This is a genomic window from Dryocola sp. LX212 (assembly GCA_041504365.1).
GTDB lineage: Bacteria > Pseudomonadota > Gammaproteobacteria > Enterobacterales > Enterobacteriaceae > Dryocola.
The window spans coordinates 4,122,592-4,146,856 of sequence record CP167917.1 but is presented as its reverse complement, the minus strand read 5'-3'; the positions used below and the strand labels follow the sequence as shown (position 1 = coordinate 4,146,856).

Annotated in this window: 28 protein-coding genes; 22 read left to right on the top strand and 6 right to left on the bottom strand. The window is 54.7% G+C overall.

Annotated elements, in window-relative coordinates; genetic code table 11:
• Positions 1 to 46 precede the first annotated feature (46 nt).
• From hflK to ACA108_19900, 8 genes are all read left to right on the top strand, one after another.
• Positions 47 to 1,300: an FtsH protease activity modulator HflK gene (hflK, locus tag ACA108_19935; protein ID XEX95570.1), complete on the top strand. Its 1,254-nt coding sequence runs from the start codon at positions 47 to 49 to the stop codon at positions 1,298 to 1,300.
• Positions 1,301 to 1,302: 2 nt separating this feature from the next.
• Complete coding sequence (gene hflC / locus ACA108_19930; protein XEX95569.1) at positions 1,303 to 2,307, top strand: protease modulator HflC; 1,005 nt, start codon at positions 1,303 to 1,305, stop codon at positions 2,305 to 2,307.
• A 68-nt stretch (positions 2,308 to 2,375) separates the two neighbouring features.
• Positions 2,376 to 2,573: a DUF2065 domain-containing protein gene (locus ACA108_19925; protein XEX95568.1), complete on the top strand. Its 198-nt coding sequence runs from the start codon at positions 2,376 to 2,378 to the stop codon at positions 2,571 to 2,573.
• A gap of 102 nt (positions 2,574 to 2,675) precedes the next feature.
• Entirely contained in the window at positions 2,676 to 3,974 is a 1,299-nt protein-coding gene (locus ACA108_19920) for an adenylosuccinate synthase (GenBank protein XEX95567.1), read from the top strand.
• A 164-nt stretch (positions 3,975 to 4,138) separates the two neighbouring features.
• Positions 4,139 to 4,564, top strand: coding sequence for a nitric oxide-sensing transcriptional repressor NsrR (nsrR, locus tag ACA108_19915; GenBank protein ID XEX95566.1), 426 nt, complete (start codon positions 4,139 to 4,141; stop codon positions 4,562 to 4,564).
• Positions 4,565 to 4,602: 38 nt separating this feature from the next.
• Positions 4,603 to 7,068 (top strand): ribonuclease R, encoded by a 2,466-nt coding sequence (gene rnr / locus ACA108_19910; protein ID XEX95565.1) that lies wholly within the window; start codon positions 4,603 to 4,605, stop codon positions 7,066 to 7,068.
• Between the two features lie 117 nt (positions 7,069 to 7,185).
• A complete protein-coding gene (gene rlmB / locus ACA108_19905; GenBank protein ID XEX95564.1) occupies positions 7,186 to 7,917 on the top strand; it encodes a 23S rRNA (guanosine(2251)-2'-O)-methyltransferase RlmB in 732 nt (243 codons plus the stop codon).
• 103 nt (positions 7,918 to 8,020) lie between these two features.
• Entirely contained in the window at positions 8,021 to 9,655 is a 1,635-nt protein-coding gene (locus ACA108_19900) for an isovaleryl-CoA dehydrogenase (GenBank protein ID XEX95563.1), read from the top strand.
• 50 nt (positions 9,656 to 9,705) lie between these two features.
• On the opposite strand, the gene ACA108_19895 is transcribed toward ACA108_19900, so the two are convergent.
• Together ACA108_19895 and bsmA are read right to left on the bottom strand one after the other, a co-directional pair.
• On the bottom strand, positions 9,706 to 9,981 hold the full coding sequence (locus ACA108_19895) for a DUF1471 domain-containing protein (GenBank protein XEX95562.1): 276 nt from the start codon (positions 9,979 to 9,981) through the stop codon (positions 9,706 to 9,708).
• Between the two features lie 159 nt (positions 9,982 to 10,140).
• On the bottom strand, positions 10,141 to 10,470 hold the full coding sequence (gene bsmA, locus ACA108_19890; GenBank protein ID XEX95561.1) for a biofilm peroxide resistance protein BsmA: 330 nt from the start codon (positions 10,468 to 10,470) through the stop codon (positions 10,141 to 10,143).
• A 195-nt stretch (positions 10,471 to 10,665) separates the two neighbouring features.
• Here bsmA and yjfP point away from each other — a divergent pair, with 195 nt between their 5' ends.
• Positions 10,666 to 11,394 (top strand): esterase, encoded by a 729-nt coding sequence (gene yjfP / locus ACA108_19885; protein ID XEX98172.1) that lies wholly within the window; start codon positions 10,666 to 10,668, stop codon positions 11,392 to 11,394.
• On the opposite strand, the gene ulaR is transcribed toward yjfP, so the two are convergent.
• Positions 11,395 to 12,150: an HTH-type transcriptional regulator UlaR gene (ulaR, locus tag ACA108_19880; protein XEX95560.1), complete on the bottom strand. Its 756-nt coding sequence runs from the start codon at positions 12,148 to 12,150 to the stop codon at positions 11,395 to 11,397.
• Between the two features lie 102 nt (positions 12,151 to 12,252).
• Complete coding sequence (ulaG, locus tag ACA108_19875; GenBank protein ID XEX95559.1) at positions 12,253 to 13,317, bottom strand: L-ascorbate 6-phosphate lactonase; 1,065 nt, start codon at positions 13,315 to 13,317, stop codon at positions 12,253 to 12,255.
• Positions 13,318 to 13,698: 381 nt separating this feature from the next.
• Between ulaG and ulaA the strand changes: the two genes are divergently transcribed.
• From ulaA to ACA108_19840, 7 genes are all read left to right on the top strand, one after another.
• A complete protein-coding gene (gene ulaA, locus ACA108_19870; GenBank protein XEX95558.1) occupies positions 13,699 to 15,105 on the top strand; it encodes a PTS ascorbate transporter subunit IIC in 1,407 nt (468 codons plus the stop codon).
• A 3-nt stretch (positions 15,106 to 15,108) separates the two neighbouring features.
• On the top strand, positions 15,109 to 15,414 hold the full coding sequence (gene ulaB, locus ACA108_19865) for a PTS ascorbate transporter subunit IIB (GenBank protein XEX95557.1): 306 nt from the start codon (positions 15,109 to 15,111) through the stop codon (positions 15,412 to 15,414).
• A gap of 9 nt (positions 15,415 to 15,423) precedes the next feature.
• Positions 15,424 to 15,891: a PTS ascorbate transporter subunit IIA gene (ulaC, locus tag ACA108_19860; protein ID XEX98171.1), complete on the top strand. Its 468-nt coding sequence runs from the start codon at positions 15,424 to 15,426 to the stop codon at positions 15,889 to 15,891.
• Between the two features lie 10 nt (positions 15,892 to 15,901).
• Positions 15,902 to 16,558, top strand: coding sequence for a 3-keto-L-gulonate-6-phosphate decarboxylase UlaD (locus ACA108_19855; protein XEX95556.1), 657 nt, complete (start codon positions 15,902 to 15,904; stop codon positions 16,556 to 16,558).
• Between the two features lie 9 nt (positions 16,559 to 16,567).
• Positions 16,568 to 17,434: an L-ribulose-5-phosphate 3-epimerase gene (locus tag ACA108_19850; GenBank protein XEX95555.1), complete on the top strand. Its 867-nt coding sequence runs from the start codon at positions 16,568 to 16,570 to the stop codon at positions 17,432 to 17,434.
• On the top strand, positions 17,421 to 18,107 hold the full coding sequence (locus ACA108_19845) for an L-ribulose-5-phosphate 4-epimerase (GenBank protein XEX95554.1): 687 nt from the start codon (positions 17,421 to 17,423) through the stop codon (positions 18,105 to 18,107). The genes ACA108_19850 and ACA108_19845 overlap by 14 nt, the downstream gene beginning before the upstream one ends.
• A 131-nt stretch (positions 18,108 to 18,238) precedes the next feature.
• Complete coding sequence (locus ACA108_19840; GenBank protein ID XEX95553.1) at positions 18,239 to 18,799, top strand: YagU family protein; 561 nt, start codon at positions 18,239 to 18,241, stop codon at positions 18,797 to 18,799.
• Positions 18,800 to 18,909: 110 nt separating this feature from the next.
• On the opposite strand, the gene yjfY is transcribed toward ACA108_19840, so the two are convergent.
• Entirely contained in the window at positions 18,910 to 19,185 is a 276-nt protein-coding gene (yjfY, locus tag ACA108_19835; protein ID XEX95552.1) for a DUF1471 family protein YjfY, read from the bottom strand.
• 361 nt (positions 19,186 to 19,546) lie between these two features.
• Here yjfY and rpsF point away from each other — a divergent pair, with 361 nt between their 5' ends.
• From rpsF to rplI, 4 genes are read left to right on the top strand one after another with little or no spacing between them, the layout of a single operon-like run.
• A complete protein-coding gene (rpsF, locus tag ACA108_19830) occupies positions 19,547 to 19,942 on the top strand; it encodes a 30S ribosomal protein S6 (GenBank protein ID XEX95551.1) in 396 nt (131 codons plus the stop codon).
• Between the two features lie 6 nt (positions 19,943 to 19,948).
• Positions 19,949 to 20,266 carry a primosomal replication protein N gene (priB, locus tag ACA108_19825; protein XEX95550.1) on the top strand — a complete coding sequence of 106 codons (318 nt, stop codon included), beginning with the start codon at positions 19,949 to 19,951 and terminating at the stop codon, positions 20,264 to 20,266.
• A gap of 4 nt (positions 20,267 to 20,270) precedes the next feature.
• On the top strand, positions 20,271 to 20,498 hold the full coding sequence (gene rpsR / locus ACA108_19820) for a 30S ribosomal protein S18 (protein ID XEX95549.1): 228 nt from the start codon (positions 20,271 to 20,273) through the stop codon (positions 20,496 to 20,498).
• Positions 20,499 to 20,539: 41 nt separating this feature from the next.
• Positions 20,540 to 20,992 carry a 50S ribosomal protein L9 gene (gene rplI, locus ACA108_19815; GenBank protein ID XEX95548.1) on the top strand — a complete coding sequence of 151 codons (453 nt, stop codon included), beginning with the start codon at positions 20,540 to 20,542 and terminating at the stop codon, positions 20,990 to 20,992.
• A 69-nt stretch (positions 20,993 to 21,061) separates the two neighbouring features.
• On the opposite strand, the gene ACA108_19810 is transcribed toward rplI, so the two are convergent.
• Positions 21,062 to 21,667, bottom strand: coding sequence for a LysM-like peptidoglycan-binding domain-containing protein (locus tag ACA108_19810; protein ID XEX95547.1), 606 nt, complete (start codon positions 21,665 to 21,667; stop codon positions 21,062 to 21,064).
• Positions 21,668 to 21,902: 235 nt separating this feature from the next.
• Between ACA108_19810 and fklB the strand changes: the two genes are divergently transcribed.
• Positions 21,903 to 22,523: an FKBP-type peptidyl-prolyl cis-trans isomerase gene (gene fklB, locus ACA108_19805; protein ID XEX95546.1), complete on the top strand. Its 621-nt coding sequence runs from the start codon at positions 21,903 to 21,905 to the stop codon at positions 22,521 to 22,523.
• A 289-nt stretch (positions 22,524 to 22,812) separates the two neighbouring features.
• Positions 22,813 to 24,225: a D-serine/D-alanine/glycine transporter gene (gene cycA / locus ACA108_19800; protein ID XEX95545.1), complete on the top strand. Its 1,413-nt coding sequence runs from the start codon at positions 22,813 to 22,815 to the stop codon at positions 24,223 to 24,225.
• The last annotated feature ends 40 nt before the right edge of the window (positions 24,226 to 24,265 follow it).

Below are 24,265 nucleotides of genomic sequence, written 5' to 3'. Positions count from 1 at the left end.
TTCCCCCTCGGGGGATATCACCGCACAATACATATGGAGCATAAACATGGCGTGGAATCAGCCCGGTAATAACGGACAGGACCGCGACCCGTGGGGAAGCAGCAAACCTGGCGGCGACTCTGGGGGTAATAAGGGAGGGCGCGATAAGGGGCCACCCGATCTGGATGATATCTTCCGAAAATTAAGTAAAAAACTGGGTGGGCTGGGCGGCGGCAAAAGCGGCGGCACCGGCGGCGGTTCTGCACAGACCCCACGTCCGCAGATTGGCGGGCGTGTGATTGGCATCGTGGCCGTTGCTGCGGTGATCATCTGGGCAGCTACCGGGTTCTACACCATTAAAGAAGCCGAGCGCGGCGTTGTAACGCGTTTTGGTAAATTCAGCCATCTGGTTGAGCCAGGTCTGAACTGGAAACCGACCTTCATTGACAGCGTTCGCGCCGTTAACGTCGAGTCCGTACGTGAATTAGCCGCATCGGGCGTCATGCTGACTTCCGATGAAAACGTCGTGCGCGTTGAGATGAACGTGCAGTACCGCGTAACCGATCCAGAACGCTATCTGTACAGCGTGACCAGCGCTGATGACAGCCTGCGTCAGGCAACGGACAGTGCGCTGCGTGGCGTTATCGGTAAGTACACCATGGATAAGATCCTTACCGAGGGTCGTACCATTATTCGTACCGATACCCAGCGCGAGCTGGAGGAGACCATTCGTCCGTACAACATGGGGATCACCCTGCTGGACGTTAACTTCCAGACGGCACGTCCGCCGGAAGAAGTGAAGGCCTCCTTCGATGATGCTATTGCCGCACGTGAAAACGAGCAGCAGTACATCCGTGAAGCGGAAGCTTACACCAACGAAGTTCAGCCGCGTGCCAACGGTCAGGCACAGCGTATCCTCGAAGAAGCTCGCGCCTACAAAACACAGACCGTGTTAGAAGCGCAGGGTGAAGTTGCCCGCTTCGCGAAGATGCTGCCGGAGTATAAGGCCGCACCGGAAATCACCCGTGAGCGTCTGTATATCGAAACCATGGAAAAAGTGCTGAGCCATACCCGCAAAGTGCTGGTTAACGATAAGGGTGGCAACCTGATGGTTCTGCCACTCGACCAGATGCTGAAAGGGAGCTCGCAGCCTGCCCAGAAGAGCGATAACAGTGGCGCCAGCAACCTGTTGCGTCTGCCACCGGCATCAAGCTCTTCCAGCAGCACTGGCACCCCGTCCTCGACTAGCCGAGGCGATATCATGGATCAGCGCCGTGCCGACGCACAGCGCACTGATAACCAGCGCGTAGGGAGTGAATAACGATGCGTAAGTCAGTCATTGCTTTAATCATCATCGTGCTGGTGGTGCTCTTCACCTCGGTCTTCGTGGTTCACGAAGGCGAGCGTGGGATAACGTTACGTTTTGGCAAAGTTCTGCGTGATGATGAGAACAAGCCGGTGGTTTACGAGCCGGGCCTGCACTTTAAGGTGCCGTTTATCGAGTCGGTGAAAACCCTTGATGCTCGCATTCAGACCATGGACAACCAGGCAGACCGCTTCGTCACCAAAGAGAAGAAAGACCTGATCGTTGATTCCTATATCAAATGGCGCATCAGCGACTTCAGCCGCTACTACCTGGCAACGGGCGGCGGCGATACTTCTCAGGCCGAAGTGCTGTTAAAGCGTAAGTTCAGTGACCGTCTGCGTTCTGAAATCGGTCGACTGGATGTGAAAGACATCGTGACCGACTCCCGTGGTCGTCTGACTCTGGACGTGCGCGATGCGCTGAACTCTGGTTCTGCGGGCACTGAAGATGAAGTCGCTACTCCTGCAGCGGATGATGCAATCGCTTCTGCGGCTGCGCGTATTACGAAGGAAACGAACGGTAAAGTCCCGGTTGTTAACCCGAACAGTATGGCCGCGCTGGGTATCGAAGTTGTTGACGTGCGTATCAAGCAGATCAACCTGCCTGCGGAAGTGTCTGACGCAATCTACAACCGTATGCGCGCCGAGCGTGAAGCGGTAGCGCGTCGTCACCGTTCACAGGGTCAGGAAGAAGCTGAGAAGCTGCGTGCAACTGCGGACTACGAGGTGACTCGTACGCTGGCAGAAGCCGAACGTCAGGGCCGTATCAGCCGTGGTGAAGGGGATGCCGAAGCCGCTAAGCTGTTTGCCGATGCGTTCAGCCAGGATCCAGACTTCTACGCCTTTATCCGTAGCCTGCGTGCTTACGAGGCGAGCTTCAAGTCCGGTCAGGACGTGATGGTGCTCAGCCCGGACAGCGATTTCTTCCGCTACATGAAGACGCCGGCTAACAGCACACGTTAATATCGACAGCTTTGACTTTAGAAGAGCCGGTCTTACCGGCTCTTTTTTTATCCGTTTCAGGGACAACTATGAACTCAACAATCTGGATTGCGCTGGCGCTGGTTTTGGTTCTCGAAGGGCTGGGCCCCATGCTCTATCCGCGCACGTGGCGCAAAATGATCGCCGCACTTATTCAGCTTCCTGATAATACGCTGCGTCGTTTTGGCGGCGGTCTTGTGGTTGCGGGCGTCGTTATCTACTACATGTTGAGTCATGTGGGCGGCTAAACCCCCTCAAACTTACTGATTGCTATTTTGTGGACTAAAAGGGCTGATCATCGTCGAAACCGGTGGTAGAATCCTTTTTTAAGCAAACGGTGATTTTGAAAAATGGGTAACAACGTCGTCGTACTGGGCACCCAATGGGGTGACGAAGGTAAAGGAAAGATCGTCGATCTTCTGACTGAACGGGCTAAATATGTTGTACGCTACCAGGGCGGTCACAACGCAGGCCATACTCTCGTAATCAACGGTGAAAAAACCGTCCTCCATCTTATTCCATCAGGTATTCTTCGCGAAAACGTCACCAGCATCATCGGTAACGGCGTTGTGCTGTCTCCAGCTGCGCTGATGAAAGAGATGAAAGGCCTGGAAGACCGCGGTATTCCAGTACGTGAGCGTCTGCTGCTGTCCGAAGCGTGTCCGCTGATCCTCGACTACCATGTGGCTCTGGATGTTGCTCGCGAAAAAGCGCGCGGTGCCAAGGCTATCGGTACTACCGGTCGTGGTATTGGTCCTGCGTATGAAGACAAAGTGGCCCGTCGTGGCCTGCGCGTTGGCGACCTGTTCGACAAAGCCACCTTTGCCGAAAAGCTGAAAGAAGTGATGGAATACCATAACTTCCAGCTGGTTAACTTCTACAAAGTTGAAGCAGTTGACTACCAGAAAGTGCTGGACGATGTCATGGCTATCGCCGACATCCTGACCGGTATGGTAGTGGATGTATCCAACCTGCTGGACGAAGCGCGCAAGCGCGGCGACTTCATCATGTTCGAAGGTGCTCAAGGCACGCTGCTGGACATCGACCATGGTACTTATCCGTACGTGACCTCCTCCAACACCACCGCGGGTGGCGTTGCAACAGGTTCTGGCCTCGGCCCGCGCTACGTGGATTACGTGCTGGGTATCATCAAAGCTTACTCTACTCGTGTAGGTGCAGGTCCGTTCCCGACAGAGCTGTTTGATGACGTGGGCGAGTTCCTGTGCAAGCAAGGTAACGAGTTCGGCGCAACTACAGGCCGTCGTCGTCGTACTGGCTGGCTGGACATAGTTGCCGTGCGCCGTGCCGTGCAGATCAACTCCCTCTCAGGCTTCTGCCTGACCAAGCTGGACGTGCTGGACGGTCTGAAAGAGGTGAAACTGTGCGTCGGTTACCGCATGCCGGATGGCCGTGAAGTTACCACCACCCCAATGGCGGCGGATGACTGGGAAGGTATTGAGCCAATCTATGAAACCATGCCGGGCTGGTCTGAGACCACATTCGGTGTGAAAGAGCGTAGCGGCCTGCCGCAGGCAGCACTGAACTACATCAAACGTATTGAAGAACTGACCGAAGTACCTGTAGATATCATCTCTACCGGTCCTGACCGTTCTGAAACCATGATTCTGCGCGATCCGTTCGACGCGTAATCTGGATACGGGGTGTGGCCTTCACACCCCGTTTAGCTCCTTCTCTCGCCGCTTTTTTTACCTTCCCCGAACAAATAAATTAGCCGCCAAAGATATGGCTGGTTTATCATCAATATATCGCCAGACGGGCGATGAGCGTTTCCCCTCCCACCCCAGAGGTTGATGTGCAGTTAACGAGTTTTACTGATTACGGTTTACGTGCTTTGATTTACATGGCGTCTTTGCCCGAAGGCAAGATGACCAGCATTTCGGAAGTGACTGACGTATATGGCGTCTCCCGTAATCATATGGTGAAAATCATCAATCAACTCAGTCGTGCTGGCTACGTAACAGCGGTACGCGGCAAAAACGGCGGCATTCGCCTCGGCAAGCCTGCGAATACCATTCGCGTGGGCGATGTAGTGCGTGAGCTGGAACCGCTTTCTTTGGTGAACTGTAGCAGTGAGTTTTGTCATATCACCCCCGCATGTCGCCTGAAACAGGCGCTGGCCCAGGCGGTGCAGAGCTTTCTGACAGAGCTGGATAAACACACGCTGGCCGAACTGGTGGACCAAAACCAACCGCTCTACAAATTACTGCTGGTGGAGTGATCGCTACTCTGTCTGCGGATGACAACGGAGGAACCGCAATGTCAAAAGATCCTTTTCAGGAACGAGAAGCCGAAAAATACGAAAACCCGATCCCAAGCCGGGAGTTTATTCTCGCTCACCTGACCAACCGTGAAAAACCAGCCAACCGTGAAGAACTGGCTGTAGAACTGAACATTAGTGGCGAAGAGCAGATTGAAGCCTTACGCCGCCGTCTGCGCGCCATGGAGCGTGATGGGCAGCTGGTCTTCACCCGCCGCCAGTGCTATGCGCTGCCGGAGCGCCTTGATTTACTGAAGGGCAAGGTCATCGGCCACCGTGATGGCTTCGGCTTCCTGCGCGTAGAGGGCCGTAAAGACGACCTCTACCTTTCATCCGAACAGATGAAAATGTGCATGCACGGCGATATCGTGCTGGCGCAGCCGCTGGGTGCCGACCGCAAAGGCCGCCGTGAAGCGCGTATTGTTCGCGTGCTGGAGCCAAGAACCGCGCAAATCGTAGGACGTTACTTCACCGATGCCGGCATCAGTTTCGTGGTGCCGGACGACAGCCGCCTGAGCTTCGACATCCTTATCCCGCCGGAAGGTGTGATGGGCGCGCGTATGGGCTTTGTCGTGGTCGTTGAACTTACCCAGCGTCCTACTCGTCGTACTAAAGCCGTCGGCAAAATCGTGGAGATCCTGGGCGATAATATGGGCACCGGCATGGCCGTCGATATGGCCCTGCGCACCCACGAAATCCCTTATGTCTGGCCGCCGGAAGTAGAAGCCCAGGTGGCTTCCCTCAAGGAACAGGTGCCGGAAGAGGCTAAAGTTGGCCGCGTGGACTTACGCGACCTGCCGCTGGTCACCATCGATGGTGAAGACGCCCGCGACTTCGATGACGCCGTATTCTGCGAGAAAAAACGCGGCGGCGGCTGGCGCCTGTGGGTTGCCATTGCCGACGTAAGCTACTACGTTCGACCGCCAACCGCACTGGACAACGAGGCTCGCAACCGTGGCACGTCCGTTTATTTCCCGTCGCAGGTTGTGCCGATGCTGCCGGAAGTGCTGTCCAACGGCCTTTGCTCGCTTAACCCGCAGGTAGACCGTCTGTGCATGGTCTGCGAGATGACCATCTCTTCTACGGGCCGCCTTACCGGGTCTAAGTTCTACGAAGCGGTGATGAGTTCCCATGCGCGTCTGACCTACACCAAAGTGTGGCATATGCTGCAGGGCGACCAGGAGCTGCGTGAACAGTACGCGCCGCTGGTTAAGCACATCGAAGAGCTGCATAACCTCTACAAAGTGCTGGACGTCTCCCGTGCCCAGCGTGGAGGTATCTCGTTTGAAAGCGAAGAGGCGAAGTTTATCTTCAACGCTGAACGCCGTATCGAACGCGTGGAACAGACCGTGCGTAACGACGCGCACAAGCTGATTGAAGAGTGCATGATCCTCGCGAATATCTCTGCGGCCCGCTTTGTTGAAAAGGCCAACGAACCGTCGCTGTTCCGCGATCACGACAGGCCGAGCAACGACGCGATCACCGCGTTCCGTTCGGTGCTGGCTGAGCTTGGGCTTGAGCTGCCGGGCGGGCAGAAGCCTGAACCGCGCGACTACGCCGATTTGCTTCAGTCCATCGCGGATCGCCCGGATCATGAAATGCTGCAAACTATGCTGCTGCGCTCCATGAAGCAGGCGGTTTACGATCCGGAAAACCGTGGCCACTTCGGTCTGGCGCTGCAGTCCTATGCGCACTTCACCTCGCCGATTCGCCGTTACCCGGACCTGTTGCTCCACCGCGCCATTAAATATCTGCTGGCGAAAGAGCAGGGCCATAAGGGCAACAGCACGGATTCCGGCGGCTGGCATTACAGCATGGAAGAGATGCTGCAGCTTGGTCAGCACTGTTCCATGGCCGAACGGCGTGCGGATGAAGCCACCCGTGACGTAGCGGACTGGCTGAAGTGTGACTTTATGCAGGATCAGGTTGGGCAGACGTTTAACGGTATCATCGCCAGCGTGACCGGCTTCGGCTTCTTTGTCCGTCTTGACGATCTGTTCATCGACGGCCTGGTCCACGTTTCGACGCTGGACAACGACTACTACCGCTTCGACCAGATCGGGCAGCGCCTGATTGGTGAATCCGGCGGTCAGACTTACCGTCTGGGCGATCGCGTAGAAGTGCGTGTTGAAGCTGTTCATATGGACGAGCGTAAAATAGACTTCGCGCTGATTTCCAGCACCCGCGCCCCGCGTGGCGAAGGCAAAACCGCCAAAGACCGCGCCAAAAAGGGCGGTAACGGCGGCGGGCCAAAACGTCGTCAGGGCGGCAAACGCGTAAACTTCGAGCCGGACAGCGCATTCCGTAAAGAGAAAGGGCCAGCCAAAGCGAAGAAAGCGAAGGCTGACAAGCCGGCCGAGCCGAAGGCGAAGAAAGCCAAAACGCCTTCCGACAAAACCCGTAAGATAGCCGCCGCCACGAAAGCCAAGCGCGCTGCTAAAAAGCAGCCGGGTCAGACGAGCTAGCCCACGTAGGGTGGATAAGCGAAGCGTCATCCACCGTTTTACCGGATGACGCAGGCATATCCGCCCTGCGATTACAGAACAATACAGACGCTATCGCGTCTGAAACGAGTAACAGCAATGAGTGAAATGATTTACGGTATTCACGCCGTTCAGGCGCTTCTGGATAACGCCCCGCAGCGTTTTCAGGAAGTTTTTATCCTTAAAGGCCGTGAAGACAAACGTCTGATGCCGCTGATCCACGCGCTGGAAGCCCAGGGCGTACCGGTACAGGTGGCAAACCGCCAGTGGCTCGACGAGAAATCCGAAGGCGCGGTACACCAGGGGATCATCGCCCGCGTGAAGCCGGGGCGTCAGTATCAGGAAAACGATCTGCCGGAGCTTATCGGCAGCCTCGAGAAGCCTTTCCTGCTGATCCTGGATGGCGTTACCGATCCCCATAATCTCGGTGCCTGCCTGCGTAGCGCAGATGCCGCTGGCGTGCATGCGGTAATCGTCCCGAAAGATCGTTCCGCCATGCTGAACGCAACGGCGAAAAAAGTAGCCTGTGGCGCAGCAGAAAATGTTCCGCTGATCCGCGTGACAAACCTGGCTCGTACCATGCGTATGCTGCAGGAAGAGAACGTCTGGATTGTCGGTACCGCTGGCGAAGCAGACCACACCCTGTACCAGAGCAAAATGACCGGTCCGATGGCGCTGGTGATGGGTGCGGAAGGCGAGGGCATGCGCCGTCTGACTCGCGAGCACTGCGACGAGCTGATCAGCATTCCAATGGCAGGTTCCGTCTCTTCACTGAATGTCTCCGTCGCAACGGGCATCTGCTTGTTCGAAGCGGTGCGTCAGCGCAGCTAAAAAATGGGCGGGGTGGTGACGCCCCCGCTTTGTGATCCCCCTCCGGGCATAAGCATCATATGCGTCCATAATTAATGGCAAAGCCATTACAGGAGGGAACGCGATGCGCTGGCAAACTCATACCGTTTTTAACCAACCCACCCCTCTCAACAACAGTAACCTCTTTCTTTCCGATATCTCGCTGTGCGAGGCCGTTGCCCGTGAAGGGGCTGGCTGGGACGCCGAGCTGCTTGCCAGCATTGGCCAACAGCTGGGCTCCGCTGAGTCGTTAGAGCTCGGCAGGCTGGCCAACGCCAATCCTCCGGAGCTGCTGCGCTACGACCCCAGCGGCGAACGCCTTGACGACGTACGTTTCCATCCGGCCTGGCACCTGCTGATGCAGGGGCTGTGCGCAAACCGGGTACATAATTTTCCGTGGCAGGAAGACGCCCGTCACGGCTCTTTCGTGGCGCGTGCGGCCCGGTTTGTCCAGCATGCTCAGGTGGAAGCGGGAACGCTATGCCCGGTAACGATGACGTTTGGCGCCATTCCGCTGCTGCAAAAGTATCTTCCGAAAGAGTTTCATTCATGGACAAAACCTCTGCTAAGCGACCGTTACGATGCTCATCTTCTGCCGGGTAATCAGAAACGCGGCCTGCTGGTCGGCATGGGAATGACAGAAAAGCAGGGCGGTTCGGACGTCCTCAGCAATACGACGAAGGCAGAGGCAGTAGACAAATCAGGGCCGGGCGAGATATATCGGCTGGTAGGCCACAAGTGGTTCTTCTCCGTGCCGCAAAGCGATGCCCATCTGGTGCTGGCGCAGGCCAAAGGCGGACTATCATGCTTCTTCGTGCCTCGATTCCTGCCGGACGGACAGCGTAATTTTGTCAGGCTTGAGCGCCTGAAGGACAAACTCGGCAACCGCTCCAACGCCAGCAGCGAAGTGGAGTTTTGCGATGCTGTCGGCTGGCTAATCGGGGAGGAAGGTGAGGGCGTACGCTGCATCCTGAAAATGGGGGGCTATACCCGCTTCGACTGCGCGCTGGGCAGCCATGGCCTGATGCGACGTGCTCTTTCAGTTGCTCTCTATCATGCCCATCAGCGGCAGGCGTTTGGCAAGAATCTCATCGACCAGCCGATCATGCGTCAGGTGCTTGGCCGTATGGCTCTTCAGCTGGAGGGGCAAACGGCATTTCTCTTCAGGCTGGCTCGTGCCTGGGAATCACCGAACGACCCTCAGGCGCTGGCCTACAGCCGCCTGTTTACCCCTGCGGCGAAATTCAGCGTCTGTAAGGCGGGAATACCGTTTGTCGCAGAGGCGATGGAAGCGCTGGGTGGTATCGGCTATTGCGAAGAGAGCGAGCTGCCCCGCATCTATCGCGAGATGCCGGTTAACAGCATCTGGGAGGGCTCAGGGAACATTATGGGGCTGGACGTGCTGCGGGTCATTACGCGCCAGCCTGGCGTACTGGAAATGCTCCACGCCGATTTTGATGAGGTGAAGGGCCAGAACCGCCATTTCGATCGCAGCTGGCGGCAGCTGCAGCAGCGCCTGCGTAAGCCGCAGGAGGAGTGGGGGCGTAACATTGCCAAGCAGCTGGCAAATCTGGCAACCGGTGCCCAGCTGCTGCCCCATTTATCGCCGCCGCTGGCCGAAGCCTGGTGCCGTATGGCGCTCGATGAGCGAGGGGAATCGGTGCTGCCGGAGGCTGTGCTGACAGACGTGCTGCTGCGGGCTACGGGGCGGACCGCGTAAAACAAAAAAGCCACCGATGCGGTGGCTTTTAGCGAGTGTCAGCATTATTTTCAGGCATAGAGAATGGCCTGTGCGCGCCAGCTGTCAGCATGATGATTCTCCTGCATTGTCACAATGCGATAGTAAGATGCGCCCTGCTCGTCGGCCTTCAGCGCAATCACCTTTTCCACATCCTGCGCGCTGCCCGCGATGCTGTTCAGGGAAATAAGGCCAATCTCATTCAGACCGGTTACGCGGTCTGCCGCGACATCTTCTGCCGACTGGGCTGCGGTGGTGATCATCCCCACCGATAACAGTAGTGAGGTTAAGGCAAACGATCGTTTCATTGTCAGTTCCTTATTAACAAACCCCGGTCATCAGCAGGGCATTCCTTCGCGTAAACTGGACCCCGTGCGAGCCGGTATGGCGTGGGGTTCATTGTGCATGTGAAACAATAAATCGCCGAAAATCTGTGTAAATATCAATAAACAAGCAGCATCAGGATCTCATTTTCGATATAAAATCGCCTGCGCGTACCATTGCCCCGGTACGACCGTCTCGTCGTTCAGGACGATGACATAAAAATCCGCTTTGGCCGCCGCAGCCTTCGCTTTAATCACCGCTTCGGAATCCATCGGCGAACCGCGCTCCATGGCGGTGACAGTGCCAATCTTTGTCAGCCCCTGGGTTTGATAGCGCTGTATCTCCTGGGGATGGTCCGCAACCGGTGGCGCTGGCTGAGGCGTTCCCTGCAGGACAGAACAGGCGCTAAGCGTCGTTGCCAGTAACAGAACAGTTAGCAGTCGCATGGTATTTTCTCGTTTCCTGATAGCCATAGTGTAGTTCCGGGTAAGCGCTGTGAAGAGGGAATGTTCCCTTTCTGTTACCTCTCCCGCGCTTTTGGATCGCTTTCGAATGAAAATCGTCGGTGAGATCTCATCGTTACAATAATCCGTAAGAGTGATTTTCTTGCCACCCGCTACGCCGTGGCTTACAACAGACATTCACAGCGCAATGACGGGGAGAGAATGATGATAGAAATGTATACGGAACGGCTCGCAGGGATCGAGGTTTTACATGCTGTTCCTGGCGGGAAAAGGCAAGAAACGTTGCCCACCGTACTGTTTTATCACGGCTTTACCTCCTCGAAGCTGGTTTACAGTTATTTTGCCGTAGCGCTGGCGCAGGCGGGAGTACGCGTGATAATGCCGGATGCGAAAGCCCACGGCGCTCGTTTTAACGGGGATGTTGAAGCGCGTCTGAGCCAGTTCTGGCCGATTCTGAAAACGAATATTGACGAGTACCCCCTTTTACGAGATGCGCTTGAGGAGCAGGGCCTGATTGCGGAGGGGCGTCTCGCCGTTGGCGGGGCATCGATGGGGGGCATGACCGCGCTGGGGATAATGGCCCGCCATGAGGAAGTGCGCAGCGTGGCCTGCCTGATGGGCTCTGGCTATTTCGCCCAGCTCGCGAAAACCTTATTCCCGCCGAAAGCAGACCAACTGGAAACAACCCTCGCCCAGCTTGCGGATTACGATATCAGCAGCCAGCTGGTGCGCATCGGCAACCGCCCGCTGCTGCTGTGGCATGGTGAAGAGGATGACGTGGTGCCAGCGGCAGAGACTTTCCGTTTACAACAGGCGTTAATTCAGCAGGGGTTGGACCAGCAGCTGACCTGCCTGTGGGAAGCGGGTGTAAAGCACCGGATTACCCCCACCGCGCTGGAAGCGACCAGCCGCTTTTTCATCAGCAATCTTTAGCTAAACCAGAATGACCCGTACGCCTTGATCCTGAAGCTTTTTAACCACTTCAGGCGAGGCCTGCCTGCCGGTGATGACCAGGTCAATCTGCTCTGCGCGGCTGAACAGCATACCTGCCCGCTGCCCCACTTTGCTGCTGTCGACCAGTACCGCCAGTTTGCCCACCACCCCCAGCATCTTCTGTTCCGCCATTGCGGTAAGCATATCCGTTTTATACAGCCCTTCCGCCGTCAGCCCTTTGCCGCTGGTAAACATCCAGTGGCCGGCGTACAGCGAGGTTTCGCTGTCCTGCGGGCCGAGGGTAATAGAGTGGCTCTTGTTATATTGCCCCCCCATGATAACCACGCTGTCATGCTCCTGGTCGATAAGGTAATTCGCCAGCGGCAGGTAATTAGTGATGATTTGTACCGGCTTGCCGCAAATTTCCTGCCCGAGTAAAAACGCGGTAGATCCACAGTTGATGACGACGCTTTCCCCCGGACTCACCAGCTGCGAAGCGGCGCTGGCAATACGGCTTTTCTCGTCGTGATTCTGTGCCAGGTGGATATTCATTGGCGTCCAGCGAGGCCGCTGCTGGCTTACCGCCTCCGCGCCGTTACGCACCTTTTTCAATCTGCCGCTCTCATCCAGCTTGTTGATGTCGCGGCGCGCGGTGGCGGGTGAAATGGCCAGGCGTTCCATAACCTGTTCAACCGTGACGAACCCAGTTTGCTGCAGCAGTTCAAGCAGAATCTGATGACGCTGTGCTTCGGTCATGCTTATTCCCGATAAGTTGTGATTTTTAAAGATGATATTTGAAAAAGGGTGAAAAACCTAAGTTTTACGCTGAAAAAAGCCGGGCAGCTGCCCGGCTTAAGTTTAAAGGAAGGACCTGAAAGGAAGATCCGGTTCGATGGTAAAGCAATCGTCGAATCCGCGCGGGTAGTGGTACTCAAACAGGTCTTTATCAAGCGGCCAGGTAAATTTGCCCCCCACCTGCCAGATAAAGGGTTTAAAACCATATTTCAGCCGATCTTTTTTCATCTCCCACAGCACGCGAATCTCCTGCGGGTCAGCCTGGAAATTTGACCAGATATCATGGTGGAACGGGATCACGACTTTGGTGTTAAGCGACTCGGCCATGCGCAGAATGTCAGCGCTGGTCATTTTATCCGTGATGCCGCGCGGGTTCTCGCCGTAAGAGCCAAGCGCCACGTCAATCTGGTGGTCGTTACCGTGCTTCGCATAGTAGTTGGAATAATGGGAGTCACCGCTGTGATAGAGATTGCCGCCCGGTGTTTTGAACAGGTAGTTCACCGCGCGTTCATCCATTCCATCCGGCAAAACGCCAGCGGCTTTCTCTTCCGCCGCCAGGGTAATCAGCGCCGTACGGTCAAAGGCGTCCAGCGCATGGATTTCAATATCTTTCACCTTCACCACGTCGCCCGGCTTTACCACGATGCAGCGTTCACGCGGCACTCCCCAGTTTACCCAGATATCAACGCAGGTTTGCGGCCCGATAAAAGGCACGTCTGAAGGACAGTTCTGCATGACTGCTGCCGCAACGTTCACGTCGATATGATCGTTGTGATCGTGCGTCGCCAGTACCGCATCAACAGAGCGAATGGCAAAAGGATCGAGCACGAACGGTGTGGTGCGCAGGTTTGGCTGAAGTTTTTTCACGCCCGCCATACGCTGCATCTGGTGTCCGGCTTTCATCAGCGGATTGCCGTGGCTCTGTTTGCCCGTGCCGCACCAGAAATCGACGCAGATATTGGCCTGTCCCTGGGACTTCAGCCAGACCCCGGTGCAGCCCAGCCACCACATCGCAAATGTTCCCGGCGCGACCGCTTCCTGCTCAATTTCTTCGTTCAGCCAGCTCCCCCACTCAGGGAAAGTGCTCAGTATCCAGGACTCGCGGGTGATCGTTGCTACTTTGCTCATGAACCTTCTCCTGACCTGTTTTAAAATCAAATGTAATCATTGTCTGATTTGATATGATTTATATTGGCATCAAAAATCAGCCTTGAGAAGCATTATTTCTATGCTGCGTATCAGGTTATTGGGAGGTTACCGGGGGCGATCTGAAAGGTTAAATAACGGCTATATTATTTATATTATTGATTTTAAGGTAGTTAAGTGGGGTTTGTGGTCAGGGGTAATTACCTTCGTAAGCGTAAGGTAAATAATTTGCGAAACATCTCACAAATAATCAAATTTGATCTTGTTGTGATTGCTTTTGATTCATAAAGTGTGGGCACACCGCTTCCACCTGTCGGTCACTTTCGGGTACATGACAGGGAGCACTACCCTACGGAGAGCTTTATGGAAACCCTCTACAACGCCTTTACCATCTTTTTTAACCAGGTCATGACGAACGCGCCGCTGCTGCTGGGGATAGTCACCTGTCTGGGTTATCTCCTGCTGCGTAAAAGCGCCAGCGTCATCATCAAAGGCACCATCAAAACCATTATCGGCTTTATGTTATTACAGGCGGGGTCAGGCATTCTGACCGGCACCTTTAAACCGGTAGTCGCGAAGATGTCGGAGGTGTACGGGATTAACGGTGCTATTTCAGACACCTATGCTTCGATGATGGCCACTGTCGAAAGAATGGGGGATGCCTACAGCTGGGTGGGCTATGCCGTCCTTCTGGCGCTTGCGCTGAATATCTTCTACGTCCTGCTGCGGCGGGTGACGGGCATTCGTACCATCATGCTCACCGGGCATATCATGTTCCAGCAGGCGGGGCTGATTGCCGTCTTCTTCTTTATTCTCGGCTACCCAATGTGGACCACCATCATCTGTACCGCGGTGCTGGTTTCGCTCTACTGGGGCATCACGTCCAACATGATGTTTAAACCCACTCAGGCGGTAACGGAAAACAGCGGTTTTTCTATCGGTCACCAGCAGCAGTTTGCTTCCTGGATTGCCTACAAAATCGCGCCGTATCTGGGCAAAAAGGAGGAGAGCGTTGAGGATCTCAACCTGCCGGGCTGGCTGAATATCTTCCATGACAACATTGTTTCTACCGCCATCGTGATGACGCTGTTCTTTGGCGCTATTCTCTGCTCGTTTGGTCTCGACACCCTGCAGGCAATGGCCGGCAAAACCCACTGGACTATCTACATCCTGCAAACCGGCTTCCAGTTTGCCGTCGCTATTTTCATTATCGTTCAGGGCGTAAGGATGTTCGTGGCTGAGCTTTCGGAAGCCTTCAACGGTATCTCTCAGCGCTTAATTCCCGGGGCCGTGCTGGCCATCGACTGTGCGGCAATCTACAGCTTCGCGCCGAACGCGGTGGTCTGGGGCTTTATCTGGGGCACCATCGGTCAGCTAATTGCGGTAGGCATTCTGATCGCCATCGGCTCTTCCATCATGATCATCCCCGGCTTCATTCCCATGTTCTTCTCTAACGCCACTATCGGCGTATTTGCTAATCACTTCGGCGGTTGGCGCGCGGCGCTAAAAATCTGCCTGGTGATGGGCATGATTGAAATTTTCGGCTGCGTTTGGGCGGTGAAGCTTACGGGGCTAAGCGCCTGGATGGGGATGGCCGACTGGTCGATTCTGGCACCGCCCATTATGCAGGGGCTGACCCTTGGCCTGTGGTTCATGGGCGTCATTGTGGTTATCGCACTGGTTTACATGTTCTTTGCCGGGCGCACGCTGCGCCAGGAAGAGGACGCTGAAAAACACCTGACAGAAACTTCCGTCAACGAAAGGAATTGAATTATGACCGTACGCATTCTTGCTGTTTGTGGCTGTGGGCAGGGCAGTTCCATGATTATGAAAATGAAAGTCGATCAGTTTCTGACCGAACAGGGCGTGCAGCACAGCGTCAACAGCTGCGCCGTCGGGGAGTATAAAAGCGAGCTGAGCGGCGCAGACATCATTATCGCTTCCACCCATGTCGCCAGCGAAATCACGGTGTCGGGCAACAAGCACGTGGTCGGGGTTCGCAACATGCTGAGCGCCGCGGACTTCGGGCCAAAGCTAATGGAAGTGATTCAGGCGCATTTTCCGAAGGATATGCAGTAAGGAGCCATGATGAAATTACGTGATTCGCTGGCGCAGAACCACGCTATCCGCCTGCAGGCGGAAGCTGAAACCTGGCAGGAGGCGGTAAAAATTGGCGTCGATCTGCTGGTGGATGCCGGAGTTGTGGAGCCACGTTACTACCAGGCCATTCTGGAGGGGGTGGCGCAGTTCGGACCTTACTTCGTTATCGCACCGGGTCTTGCCATGCCCCACGGAAGGCCGGAGGAAGGCGTGAAGCGCACCGGCTTTGCGCTGGTGACGCTGAAAACACCGCTGGTCTTCAACCATGACGATAACGATCCGGTAGACATCCTGATTACCCTGGCTGCGGAAGATGCCCATACCCATCAGGAGGTGGGCATCATGCAGATCGTCAACCTGTTTGAAGATGAAGCCAATTTTGATCGTTTACGCGCCTGCCGAACCGAGCAGGAAGTGCTGGATTTAATCGACCGCGCCACGGCTGCGGCTGCCTGAGGAGTTTTTTATGTCTCATTCATTACCCATGTTGCAGGTCGCGCTGGATAACCAGACCCTTTCTGAAGCCTACCGCACCACGCGACTAATCGCCGAAGAGGTGGATATTATCGAAGTCGGCACCATTCTTTGCGTGGGCGAGGGCGTGCGTGCGGTACGTGACCTAAAGGCGCTTTACCCGCACAAGATTGTGCTGGCGGATGCCAAGATTGCCGACGCGGGGAAAATCCTTTCTCGTATGTGTTTTGAAGCCAGTGCGGACTGGGTCACCGTCATCTGCTGTGCGGACATCAACACCGCAAAAGGCGCGCTGGAAGTCGCCCGCGAATTTAACGGCGATGCGCAAATCGAGCTGACCGGCTTCTGGACGTGGGACCAGGCGCAGGAGTGGCGCAAAGCGGGGATTGAGCAGGTGGTCTACCATCGTAGCCGGGATGCTCAGGCTGCGGGCGTAGCCTGGAGCGAAGCGGATATCACGGCGATAAAACGCCTTGCGGATATGGGCTTTAAAGTCACGGTTACCGGCGGTCTGGCACTGGAGGATTTGCCGCTCTTTCAGGGCATCCCGATTCACGTATTTATAGCCGGGCGCAGCATTCGTGACGCCGCAGATCCCGTTGCGGCGGCGCGACAGTTTAAACGTTCCATTGCCCAGCTTTGGGGATAAGGAGCGGTTATGTTGCACAAACAGGTTCCGCTGGGTATCTATGAAAAGGCGCTCCCCGTCGGGGAGTGCTGGCAGGAAAAGCTGGCTCTTGCGGCAACGCTTGAGTTTGATTTCGTGGAAATGTCGGTGGATGAAACGGATAACCGGCTATCGCGCCTGGACTGGAGCCGTGAACAGCGGCTGGCGCTGGTGCAGGCCGTGGCCGAAACCGGGGTTCGCGTTCCGTCGATGTGCCTTAGCGCCCACCGCCGCTATCCGCTGGGGAGTGAAGACGATGCGGTGCGTAACCAGGGGCTGGAGATCATGCGTAAAGCCATTGAGCTGGCGCAGGACGTGGGAATTCGCGTTATCCAGCTGGCGGGCTATGACGTCTATTACCAGCAGGCTAACGGCGAAACCCGCCGTCGCTTCCGGGAAGGGCTAACCCTGGCGGTTGAAATGGCGAGCCGCGCGCAGGTGACGCTAGCGATGGAAATCATGGACTACCCGCTGATGAACTCCATCAGCAAGGCAATGGGCTACGCTCACTATCTCAATAATCCGTGGTTCCAACTTTACCCGGATATCGGCAATCTCTCCGCGTGGGATAACGACGTGCAGATGGAGTTGCAGGCAGGAAGCGGGCATATCGTCGCCGTTCACGTTAAAGACACGCGCCCCGGCGTTTTTAAAAATGTGCCTTTTGGCTCGGGCGTCGTGGAGTTTGAACGCTGCTTTGAGACGTTAAAACTCAGCGGCTATCGCGGTCCGTATCTTATCGAGATGTGGAGCGAAACGGCGGAAGATCCGGTAGTCGAGGTCATTAAAGCCCGGGACTGGGTGCTTGAACGCATGGCGCGGGCAGGATTGCTGGAGGAAGGTTATGCGGCAGCTTAAACAGCAGGTTTTCGAGGCGAACATGGCGCTGCCGCGCCATGGGCTGGTGACCTTTACCTGGGGAAACGTCAGCGGTATCGACCGCCAGCGCCAGCGCGTGGTGATTAAGCCAAGCGGCGTGGCGTATGAGCAAATGTCGGCAGATGACATGGTGGTGGTTGATATGAACGGCGTGGTCATTGAAGGGCGTTATCGTCCCTCCTCGGATACGGCAACGCACCTTGCGCTTTATAACAAATACCCGGAACTGGGCGGAGTGGTGCATACCCATTCCACGCACGCCACGGCCTGGGCGCAGGCAGGGTTGTCCATCCCCGCGCTTGGAACCACGCATGCGGATTACTTCTTCGGGGATATTCCCTGTACCCGTGCACTGTCCGAAGAGGAGGTACAGTGCGAGTACGAGCTCAATACCGGAAAAGTGATCATCGAAACGCTGGGTTATCGGAATCTTCTTCACACGCCGGGAATAGTTGTGTACCAGCATGGCCCCTTTGCCTGGGGGAAAGATGCACATGATGCGGTACATAACGCCGTAGTAATGGAAGAAGTAGCGAAAATGGCTTGGATCGCACGCGAGATTAACCCACGATTAAAACCAATTGAAAGCTATTTGATGGAAAAGCATTTCCAGCGTAAGCATGGCCCCTGTGCATATTACGGGCAAAGATAAGTTTAAACATAAATTAAGGTTAATAAATTTTAATTGTTGTCATGTTAATAAACTATCTGACCTCAATATAATAATGGATCCTCTAATAAGAGATTGAGTTCGTTATATGATATTTACAGTAAGGATTTATTATGGTCAAAAATGGAATATTTGTAAAGACTGACCCTCGTCGCCGTCGCTACGGTGTGGCTGCTGTTGTAGGAGTAGCCGCAGGTATCATATCTGCTTTTGTAAAATGGGGAGCAGAAGTTCCTCTTCCACCCCGCACGTTTTCGGGCGGACGTGATGAGTTTAACCCTCCTTATTTATTTTTGAGGGACTACTTAGGCATCGATCCAACACAAACTGTTTATACCTTCTCTGAACATGTTATCAATCCTGTAATGGTGACGCATGTCATTTTCTCGTTGTTGTTTGCGGTAGGTTACTGTATCACTGCCGAGATTTTCCCGAAAATAAAATTATGGCAAGGGATATTATCGGGATTAATTATTACGGTTGCAGTTCACGGTATCTCATTTCCTTTGTTGGGTTTAACACCACCGCTCAATAGACTTCCTTTCGATGAGTATATTGCGGAAATTCTGGGGCATATCTTCTGGTTTTGGACCATCGAGTTGATGAGACGGGATCTCCGTAACCGTATTACCGGTGAAGCTGATGCCGAGATAACGCTTGCTGGAGACTATTAACTAAAAAAGCCCCTGCAAGCAGGGGCAAATCGAACGTTGGCTTTCTATGTCGTTGTGGTATTCCTGGTGTTAACGCTGGGACTGACGGTGCTGCTTACTCGTACCTGCTGTTACCTGTAAATATCTGCGCTGACCCGCATATTGCCGTTACTACCCGGTTCTCTCATTAAAATGGTGTGGTAGTAAGCCGCACCGTGCTGGTCTGCATCCTGATGTATCGCCTCTTCAGCTTCCTGCTCGGTGGCAAAATTATGGTTGATGTAAATCACGCCGAGGCTCTGCACATCATCCATATTTCGGGCGATGCGGCTGTCTATTTTGATCGCTGCCGTCGCATTTGCGCTTAGCAAGAATGCCGCGGCAAGAAAATAAGCGAGGGTTTTCATATTTGCGCTCCACTTACAGCTGGTGTGTTAGCAGTGGTCGTCGCTCCTGTGAATGATTAGTGGCGGCCTGTGATACTCAGTGTAAACCGATGTGGTTGAATAAAAAGCGACCATTTCTGATGGTGTTGGTCAAAAATTTTTAGTGATCCAGCTCAACTTTATAAAATTCACGGTGTTAGCCCGCCATGGGTTTTTTGTCCGTCAGCCAAAAGAATTAATTTCCGTTCGGCCTTGAGTTTGTCAGGCCCCGCAAGTATGATTACGCGTCAATTTTTCAGCCGCCTTTATAAACACGTTCCTTGCTTCCATGGGCCGCGGCTGACCCTGACAGGAGGCTGAATAATCCGTAAGGAGCAATTCGATGCGTCATTACGAAATCGTTTTTATGGTCCATCCTGACCAGAGCGAACAGGTTCCGGGTATGATCGAACGTTACACTGGTGCAATCACTGCAGCAGAAGGTACGATCCACCGTCTGGAAGACTGGGGCCGCCGTCAGCTGGCTTACCCGATCAACAAACTGCACAAAGCTCACTACGTTCTGCTGAACGTTGAAGCTCCGCAGGAAGCGATCGATGAGCTGGAAACTAACTTCCGCTTCAACGACGCCGTTATCCGCAGCATGGTTATGCGCGTTAAGCACGCGGTTACCGAAGCTTCTCCAATGGTTAAAGCGAAAGACGAGCGCCGTGAGCGTCGTGACGATTTCGCGTCTGAAACCACTGAAGATGCAGATGCTGGGGACTCTGAAGAGTAATTTCTGATGACGGCAAACCGCCTGGTTCTGTCTGGCACTGTGTGCAAGACACCCCTGCGCAAGGTCAGCCCGTCAGGAATTCCTCACTGCCAGTTCGTGCTTGAGCATCGTTCTGTGCAAGAGGAGGCCGGTTTCAACCGGCAGGCATGGTGCAGAATGCCCGTTATTATTAGCGGACACGCACACCAGGCCATTACTCACAGTATAACGGTCGGCACGGTACTTACGGTTCAGGGCTTCATTACTTGCCATCAGGCAAAAAATGGGCTGAACAAAGTGGTATTGCATGCCGAGCAGATTGAATTGATAGATTCTGGAGACTAGCCATATGGCACGTTATTTCCGTCGTCGCAAGTTCTGCCGTTTCACCGCGGAAGGCGTTCAAGAGATTGACTATAAAGACATCGCTACGCTGAAAAACTACATCACCGAAAGCGGTAAGATTGTCCCAAGCCGTATCACCGGTACCCGTGCAAAATATCAGCGTCAGCTGGCTCGCGCTATCAAACGCGCTCGCTACCTGTCTCTGCTGCCGTACACTGATCGTCATCAGTAATCGGTCACGGTCCATTAATACGACTTTGAGAGGATAAGGTAATGCAAGTTATTCTGCTTGATAAAGTAGCAAACCTGGGTAGCCTGGGTGATCAGGTTAACGTTAAAGCGGGTTATGCTCGTAACTTCCTGGTACCACAGGGTAAAGCTGTTCCTGCTACCAAGAAAAATGTTGAATTCTTTGAAGCACGCCGTGCAGAACTGGAAGCTAAACTGGCTGACGTTCTGGCTGCTGCTGAAGCTCGCGCTGCGAAGATCAACGCACTGGAAACCGTTACTATCGCGTCTAAATCAGGCGACGAAGGTAAACTGTTCGGTTCCATCGGTACTCGCGACATCGCTGACGCTGTAACTGCAGCTGGCGTTGAAGTGGCTAAGAGCGAAGTTCGTTTACCGAACGGCGTTCTGCGTACCACTGGCGCACACGAAGTGGACTTCCAGGTTCACAGCGAAGTGTTCGCTAAACTGACTGTAAACGTTGTTGCTGAAGCTTAATTTAAGCTAAATCAAACGTTAAAACGCCGGCCAAGTGCCGGCGTTTTGCATTTTAACATCGCCATAAATTTATTGTGCGCGCAGGAAGCTGCCGTCAGGCTGACGCGTAAACAGAATCTCTCCGCCGCTGCCAGAATCAATCGTTAACCCCGTCACTATTCCATTCGCGTTCTGGCGAATCTTCACCATTTGCCCGGTCTGTAGCGTACTCAGCGGTTTATTGTCACCTTCAACCTGCGCCATGGCATAGACATCTGCTGGCGGCAGGTTGTGGTCACGGAACAGCTGCGCCATCGTCTGGCCGGACTCCACGCGGTAGGAGCGCCACTGCTGCTCGATATCGTTGTTGGCGTGGGGAACGGGCGCCTGGTCCTGAACCTGTGGTTCCAACGGCGCTGGTACGGGCTCTGCTGGCGCGACAGGCGAAGCGTTAGCTGGAGGGTTGACCAGTTCGGCATGCATCGGGGTCTGGGATTCAACCGAGAGCTGCGCATCGCGCGTGACCGGGTGGTCAGGCTCATCCGCCGCGGGTAACAAGAAGCCCACCACGACGACGGCGGCGGCAATAATAATACCCCAGCGGTGCAGGGGAGGAAGCGGATCCATCAGCCGGAAATGCTCAGGGGCGTGCCAAATCCGTACGAGCATTGGTTTAATAGCGAATCGCATCGGCAACCCTCCTCAAGTCCACATAATGTGCTTTGACCATTTCCCAACTCCATTATAGAACGCTAACTGTTTGATGCAGTGAACGATCCCGGTTTCCGTGACGCTTCACCGTAATTTAGCACTCATCAGGCCATTGTTCCCGTTTCGTTCGCATTTGTCACTCACCGGCCTTTTACATTTTACCCGACCAGATGACGCTGCTATGCTGCACGCTTGCTTTTAAAACCTTAAAGGAAAATTCATGACAACCCCTTCTTTTGACAGCGTCGAAGCGCAAGCAAGTTACGGTATTGGTTTACAGGTCGGTCAGCAGCTGAGCGAATCTGGTCTGCAGGGCCTGCTGCCCGAAGCGCTGGTGGCGGGTCTGCGTGATGCGCTGGAAGGCAACGCGCCGGTGGTTCCTGTTGACGTTGTTCACCGTGCCCTGCGTGAAGTGCACGAACGTGCCGATGCGGTGCGTCAGGAGCGTCAGAAAGAGATGGCGGTAGAAGGTCAGAAATACCTGGAAGAAAACGTCAAGAAAGAAGGCGTGAGCAGCACCGAATCCGGCCTGCAATTCCGCGTTCTGACTCAGGGCACCGGCGCAATTCCTGCGCGTAAAGATCACGTTCGCGTGCACTATACCGGTAAGCTCATCGACGGCACCGTATTCGACAGCTCCGTCCAGCGTGGCGAACCGGCTGAATTCCCGGTCAGCGGCGTGATCGCAGGCTGGATTGAAGCCCTGACCCTGATGCCGGTTGGCTCGAAGTGGGAACTGACTATCCCTCACAACCTGGCCTACGGCGAGCGCGGCGCTGGCGCGTCCATCCCGCCATTCAGCACCCTGGTCTTCGAAGTAGAACTGCTGGAAATTCTGTAAGCAGTAGCCGAGCCCCGCTTCCGGCGGGGTTTTCGTTTGGTTCTTAACAAATAACCGTGATTTAATCTTGTATATGCCCACGTTACGGGTATTTTTGTGAGGCACTTCGCAATGCGACAGTGATTTCGCACTCAAATAAAACAAAAAATTAACAAGAACGTTTTTTGCAGGTATTCATCCCGCCGAATCTCTCCTACTATCCAAGTGCTTTCTACAAGCAACATTACACACTTTGACGTAAAGGCCAGAAGAGCCTGAACACAACAGACAGGTACAGGAAAAACACAACATGGTAGATCAGGTAAAAGTCGCTGAAGCCGCACAGGCTCCGGCCGAACAGTCGCTACGGCGAAATCTAACGAACCGCCATATACAGCTTATCGCCATCGGCGGCGCTATCGGTACCGGCCTGTTTATGGGCTCCGGTAAAACCATCAGCCTCGCGGGGCCATCCATCATCTTCGTCTACATGATCATCGGCTTCATGCTGTTCTTCGTGATGCGGGCGATGGGGGAGCTGCTGCTTTCCAACCTCGAATATAAATCCTTCAGCGATTTTGCCGCCGACCTGTTAGGCCCGTGGGCCGGGTATTTCACCGGCTGGACCTACTGGTTCTGCTGGGTAGTAACCGGCATGGCCGATGTAGTGGCGATAACCTCCTATGCACAGTTCTGGTTCCCGGGACTGTCCGACTGGGTAGCCTCACTGGCCGTAGTCATCCTGCTGCTGAGCCTGAATCTGGCTACGGTGAAGATGTTCGGGGAGATGGAGTTCTGGTTTGCAATGATCAAAATCGTCGCCATCGTAGGGCTGATTGTGATTGGCCTGGTGATGATCCTGACGCACTTCCACTCGCCGTCGGGCGTTGAGGCCTCCTTCAATAACCTGTGGAATGACGGCGGCTGGTTCCCGAAAGGCCTCAGCGGCTTCTTTGCCGGCTTCCAGATAGCGGTCTTCGCCTTCGTGGGAATTGAGCTGGTGGGTACCACCGCGGCGGAAACCAAAGATCCGGAGAAATCCCTGCCGCGCGCCATTAACTCGATTCCAGTGCGCATCATCATGTTCTACGTGTTTGCGCTGATCGTCATTATGTCGGTGACGCCGTGGCACTCCGTGGTGGCGGATAAGAGCCCGTTCGTTGAGCTGTTTGTGTTGGTGGGGCTGCCCGCCGCCGCGAGCATCATCAACTTCGTTGTGCTGACGTCGGCGGCATCCTCGGCCAACAGCGGCGTCTTCTCTACCAGCCGCATGCTGTTTGGTCTGGCGCAGGACAAGATGGCGCCGCAGGCGTTCGCTAAGCTGTCTAAACGTGCCGTTCCGGCTAAGGGGTTAACTTTCTCCTGCATCTGCCTGCTGGGCGGCGTGGTAATGCTGTACGTGAATCCGAACGTCATTGCAGCCTTCACGATGATCACCACCGTGTCGGCGATTCTGTTTATGTTCGTCTGGACGATTATTCTTTGTTCGTACCTGGTGTACCGCAAGCAGCGTCCGGAGATGCACAAAAAATCCATCTACAAAATGCCGCTTGGCAAACTGATGTGCTGGGTTTGCATGGCGTTCTTTGTGTTTGTGATTGTGCTGCTGACGTTGGAAACGGATACCCGTCAGGCGCTGATGGTGACGCCGATTTGGTTTGTGGTGCTCGGCGTGTGCTGGCTGTTTATGGGTAAAAAGCGTCTGGCTAATTCAGGCAAATAACCTCTTGTGACCCTCTCCCCGCCTGGGGAGAGGGGTTAAA

What these genes read in the sequence shown, in the direction of transcription:
- rnr (XEX95565.1), top strand. Translation starts at nt 4,603, where the DNA reads ATGTCAAAAGATCCTTTTCAGGAACGAGAAGCCGAAAAATACGAAAAC.
- hflK (XEX95570.1), top strand. Translation starts at nt 47, where the DNA reads ATGGCGTGGAATCAGCCCGGTAATAACGGACAGGACCGCGACCCGTGG.
- ACA108_19840 (XEX95553.1), top strand. Translation starts at nt 18,239, where the DNA reads ATGGTCAAAAATGGAATATTTGTAAAGACTGACCCTCGTCGCCGTCGC.
- fklB (XEX95546.1), top strand. Translation starts at nt 21,903, where the DNA reads ATGACAACCCCTTCTTTTGACAGCGTCGAAGCGCAAGCAAGTTACGGT.
- yjfP (XEX98172.1), top strand. Translation starts at nt 10,666, where the DNA reads ATGATAGAAATGTATACGGAACGGCTCGCAGGGATCGAGGTTTTACAT.
- ACA108_19920 (XEX95567.1), top strand. Translation starts at nt 2,676, where the DNA reads ATGGGTAACAACGTCGTCGTACTGGGCACCCAATGGGGTGACGAAGGT.
- hflC (XEX95569.1), top strand. Translation starts at nt 1,303, where the DNA reads ATGCGTAAGTCAGTCATTGCTTTAATCATCATCGTGCTGGTGGTGCTC.
- ACA108_19845 (XEX95554.1), top strand. Translation starts at nt 17,421, where the DNA reads ATGCGGCAGCTTAAACAGCAGGTTTTCGAGGCGAACATGGCGCTGCCG.
- ACA108_19925 (XEX95568.1), top strand. Translation starts at nt 2,376, where the DNA reads ATGAACTCAACAATCTGGATTGCGCTGGCGCTGGTTTTGGTTCTCGAA.
- ACA108_19855 (XEX95556.1), top strand. Translation starts at nt 15,902, where the DNA reads ATGTCTCATTCATTACCCATGTTGCAGGTCGCGCTGGATAACCAGACC.
- ACA108_19895 (XEX95562.1), bottom strand. Translation starts at nt 9,981, where the DNA reads ATGAAACGATCGTTTGCCTTAACCTCACTACTGTTATCGGTGGGGATG.
- ulaA (XEX95558.1), top strand. Translation starts at nt 13,699, where the DNA reads ATGGAAACCCTCTACAACGCCTTTACCATCTTTTTTAACCAGGTCATG.
- ulaR (XEX95560.1), bottom strand. Translation starts at nt 12,150, where the DNA reads ATGACCGAAGCACAGCGTCATCAGATTCTGCTTGAACTGCTGCAGCAA.
- rlmB (XEX95564.1), top strand. Translation starts at nt 7,186, where the DNA reads ATGAGTGAAATGATTTACGGTATTCACGCCGTTCAGGCGCTTCTGGAT.
- cycA (XEX95545.1), top strand. Translation starts at nt 22,813, where the DNA reads ATGGTAGATCAGGTAAAAGTCGCTGAAGCCGCACAGGCTCCGGCCGAA.
- bsmA (XEX95561.1), bottom strand. Translation starts at nt 10,470, where the DNA reads ATGGCTATCAGGAAACGAGAAAATACCATGCGACTGCTAACTGTTCTG.
- ACA108_19900 (XEX95563.1), top strand. Translation starts at nt 8,021, where the DNA reads ATGCGCTGGCAAACTCATACCGTTTTTAACCAACCCACCCCTCTCAAC.
- rpsF (XEX95551.1), top strand. Translation starts at nt 19,547, where the DNA reads ATGCGTCATTACGAAATCGTTTTTATGGTCCATCCTGACCAGAGCGAA.
- rpsR (XEX95549.1), top strand. Translation starts at nt 20,271, where the DNA reads ATGGCACGTTATTTCCGTCGTCGCAAGTTCTGCCGTTTCACCGCGGAA.
- priB (XEX95550.1), top strand. Translation starts at nt 19,949, where the DNA reads ATGACGGCAAACCGCCTGGTTCTGTCTGGCACTGTGTGCAAGACACCC.
- ACA108_19850 (XEX95555.1), top strand. Translation starts at nt 16,568, where the DNA reads ATGTTGCACAAACAGGTTCCGCTGGGTATCTATGAAAAGGCGCTCCCC.
- ulaB (XEX95557.1), top strand. Translation starts at nt 15,109, where the DNA reads ATGACCGTACGCATTCTTGCTGTTTGTGGCTGTGGGCAGGGCAGTTCC.
- yjfY (XEX95552.1), bottom strand. Translation starts at nt 19,185, where the DNA reads ATGAAAACCCTCGCTTATTTTCTTGCCGCGGCATTCTTGCTAAGCGCA.
- rplI (XEX95548.1), top strand. Translation starts at nt 20,540, where the DNA reads ATGCAAGTTATTCTGCTTGATAAAGTAGCAAACCTGGGTAGCCTGGGT.
- ulaG (XEX95559.1), bottom strand. Translation starts at nt 13,317, where the DNA reads ATGAGCAAAGTAGCAACGATCACCCGCGAGTCCTGGATACTGAGCACT.
- ulaC (XEX98171.1), top strand. Translation starts at nt 15,424, where the DNA reads ATGAAATTACGTGATTCGCTGGCGCAGAACCACGCTATCCGCCTGCAG.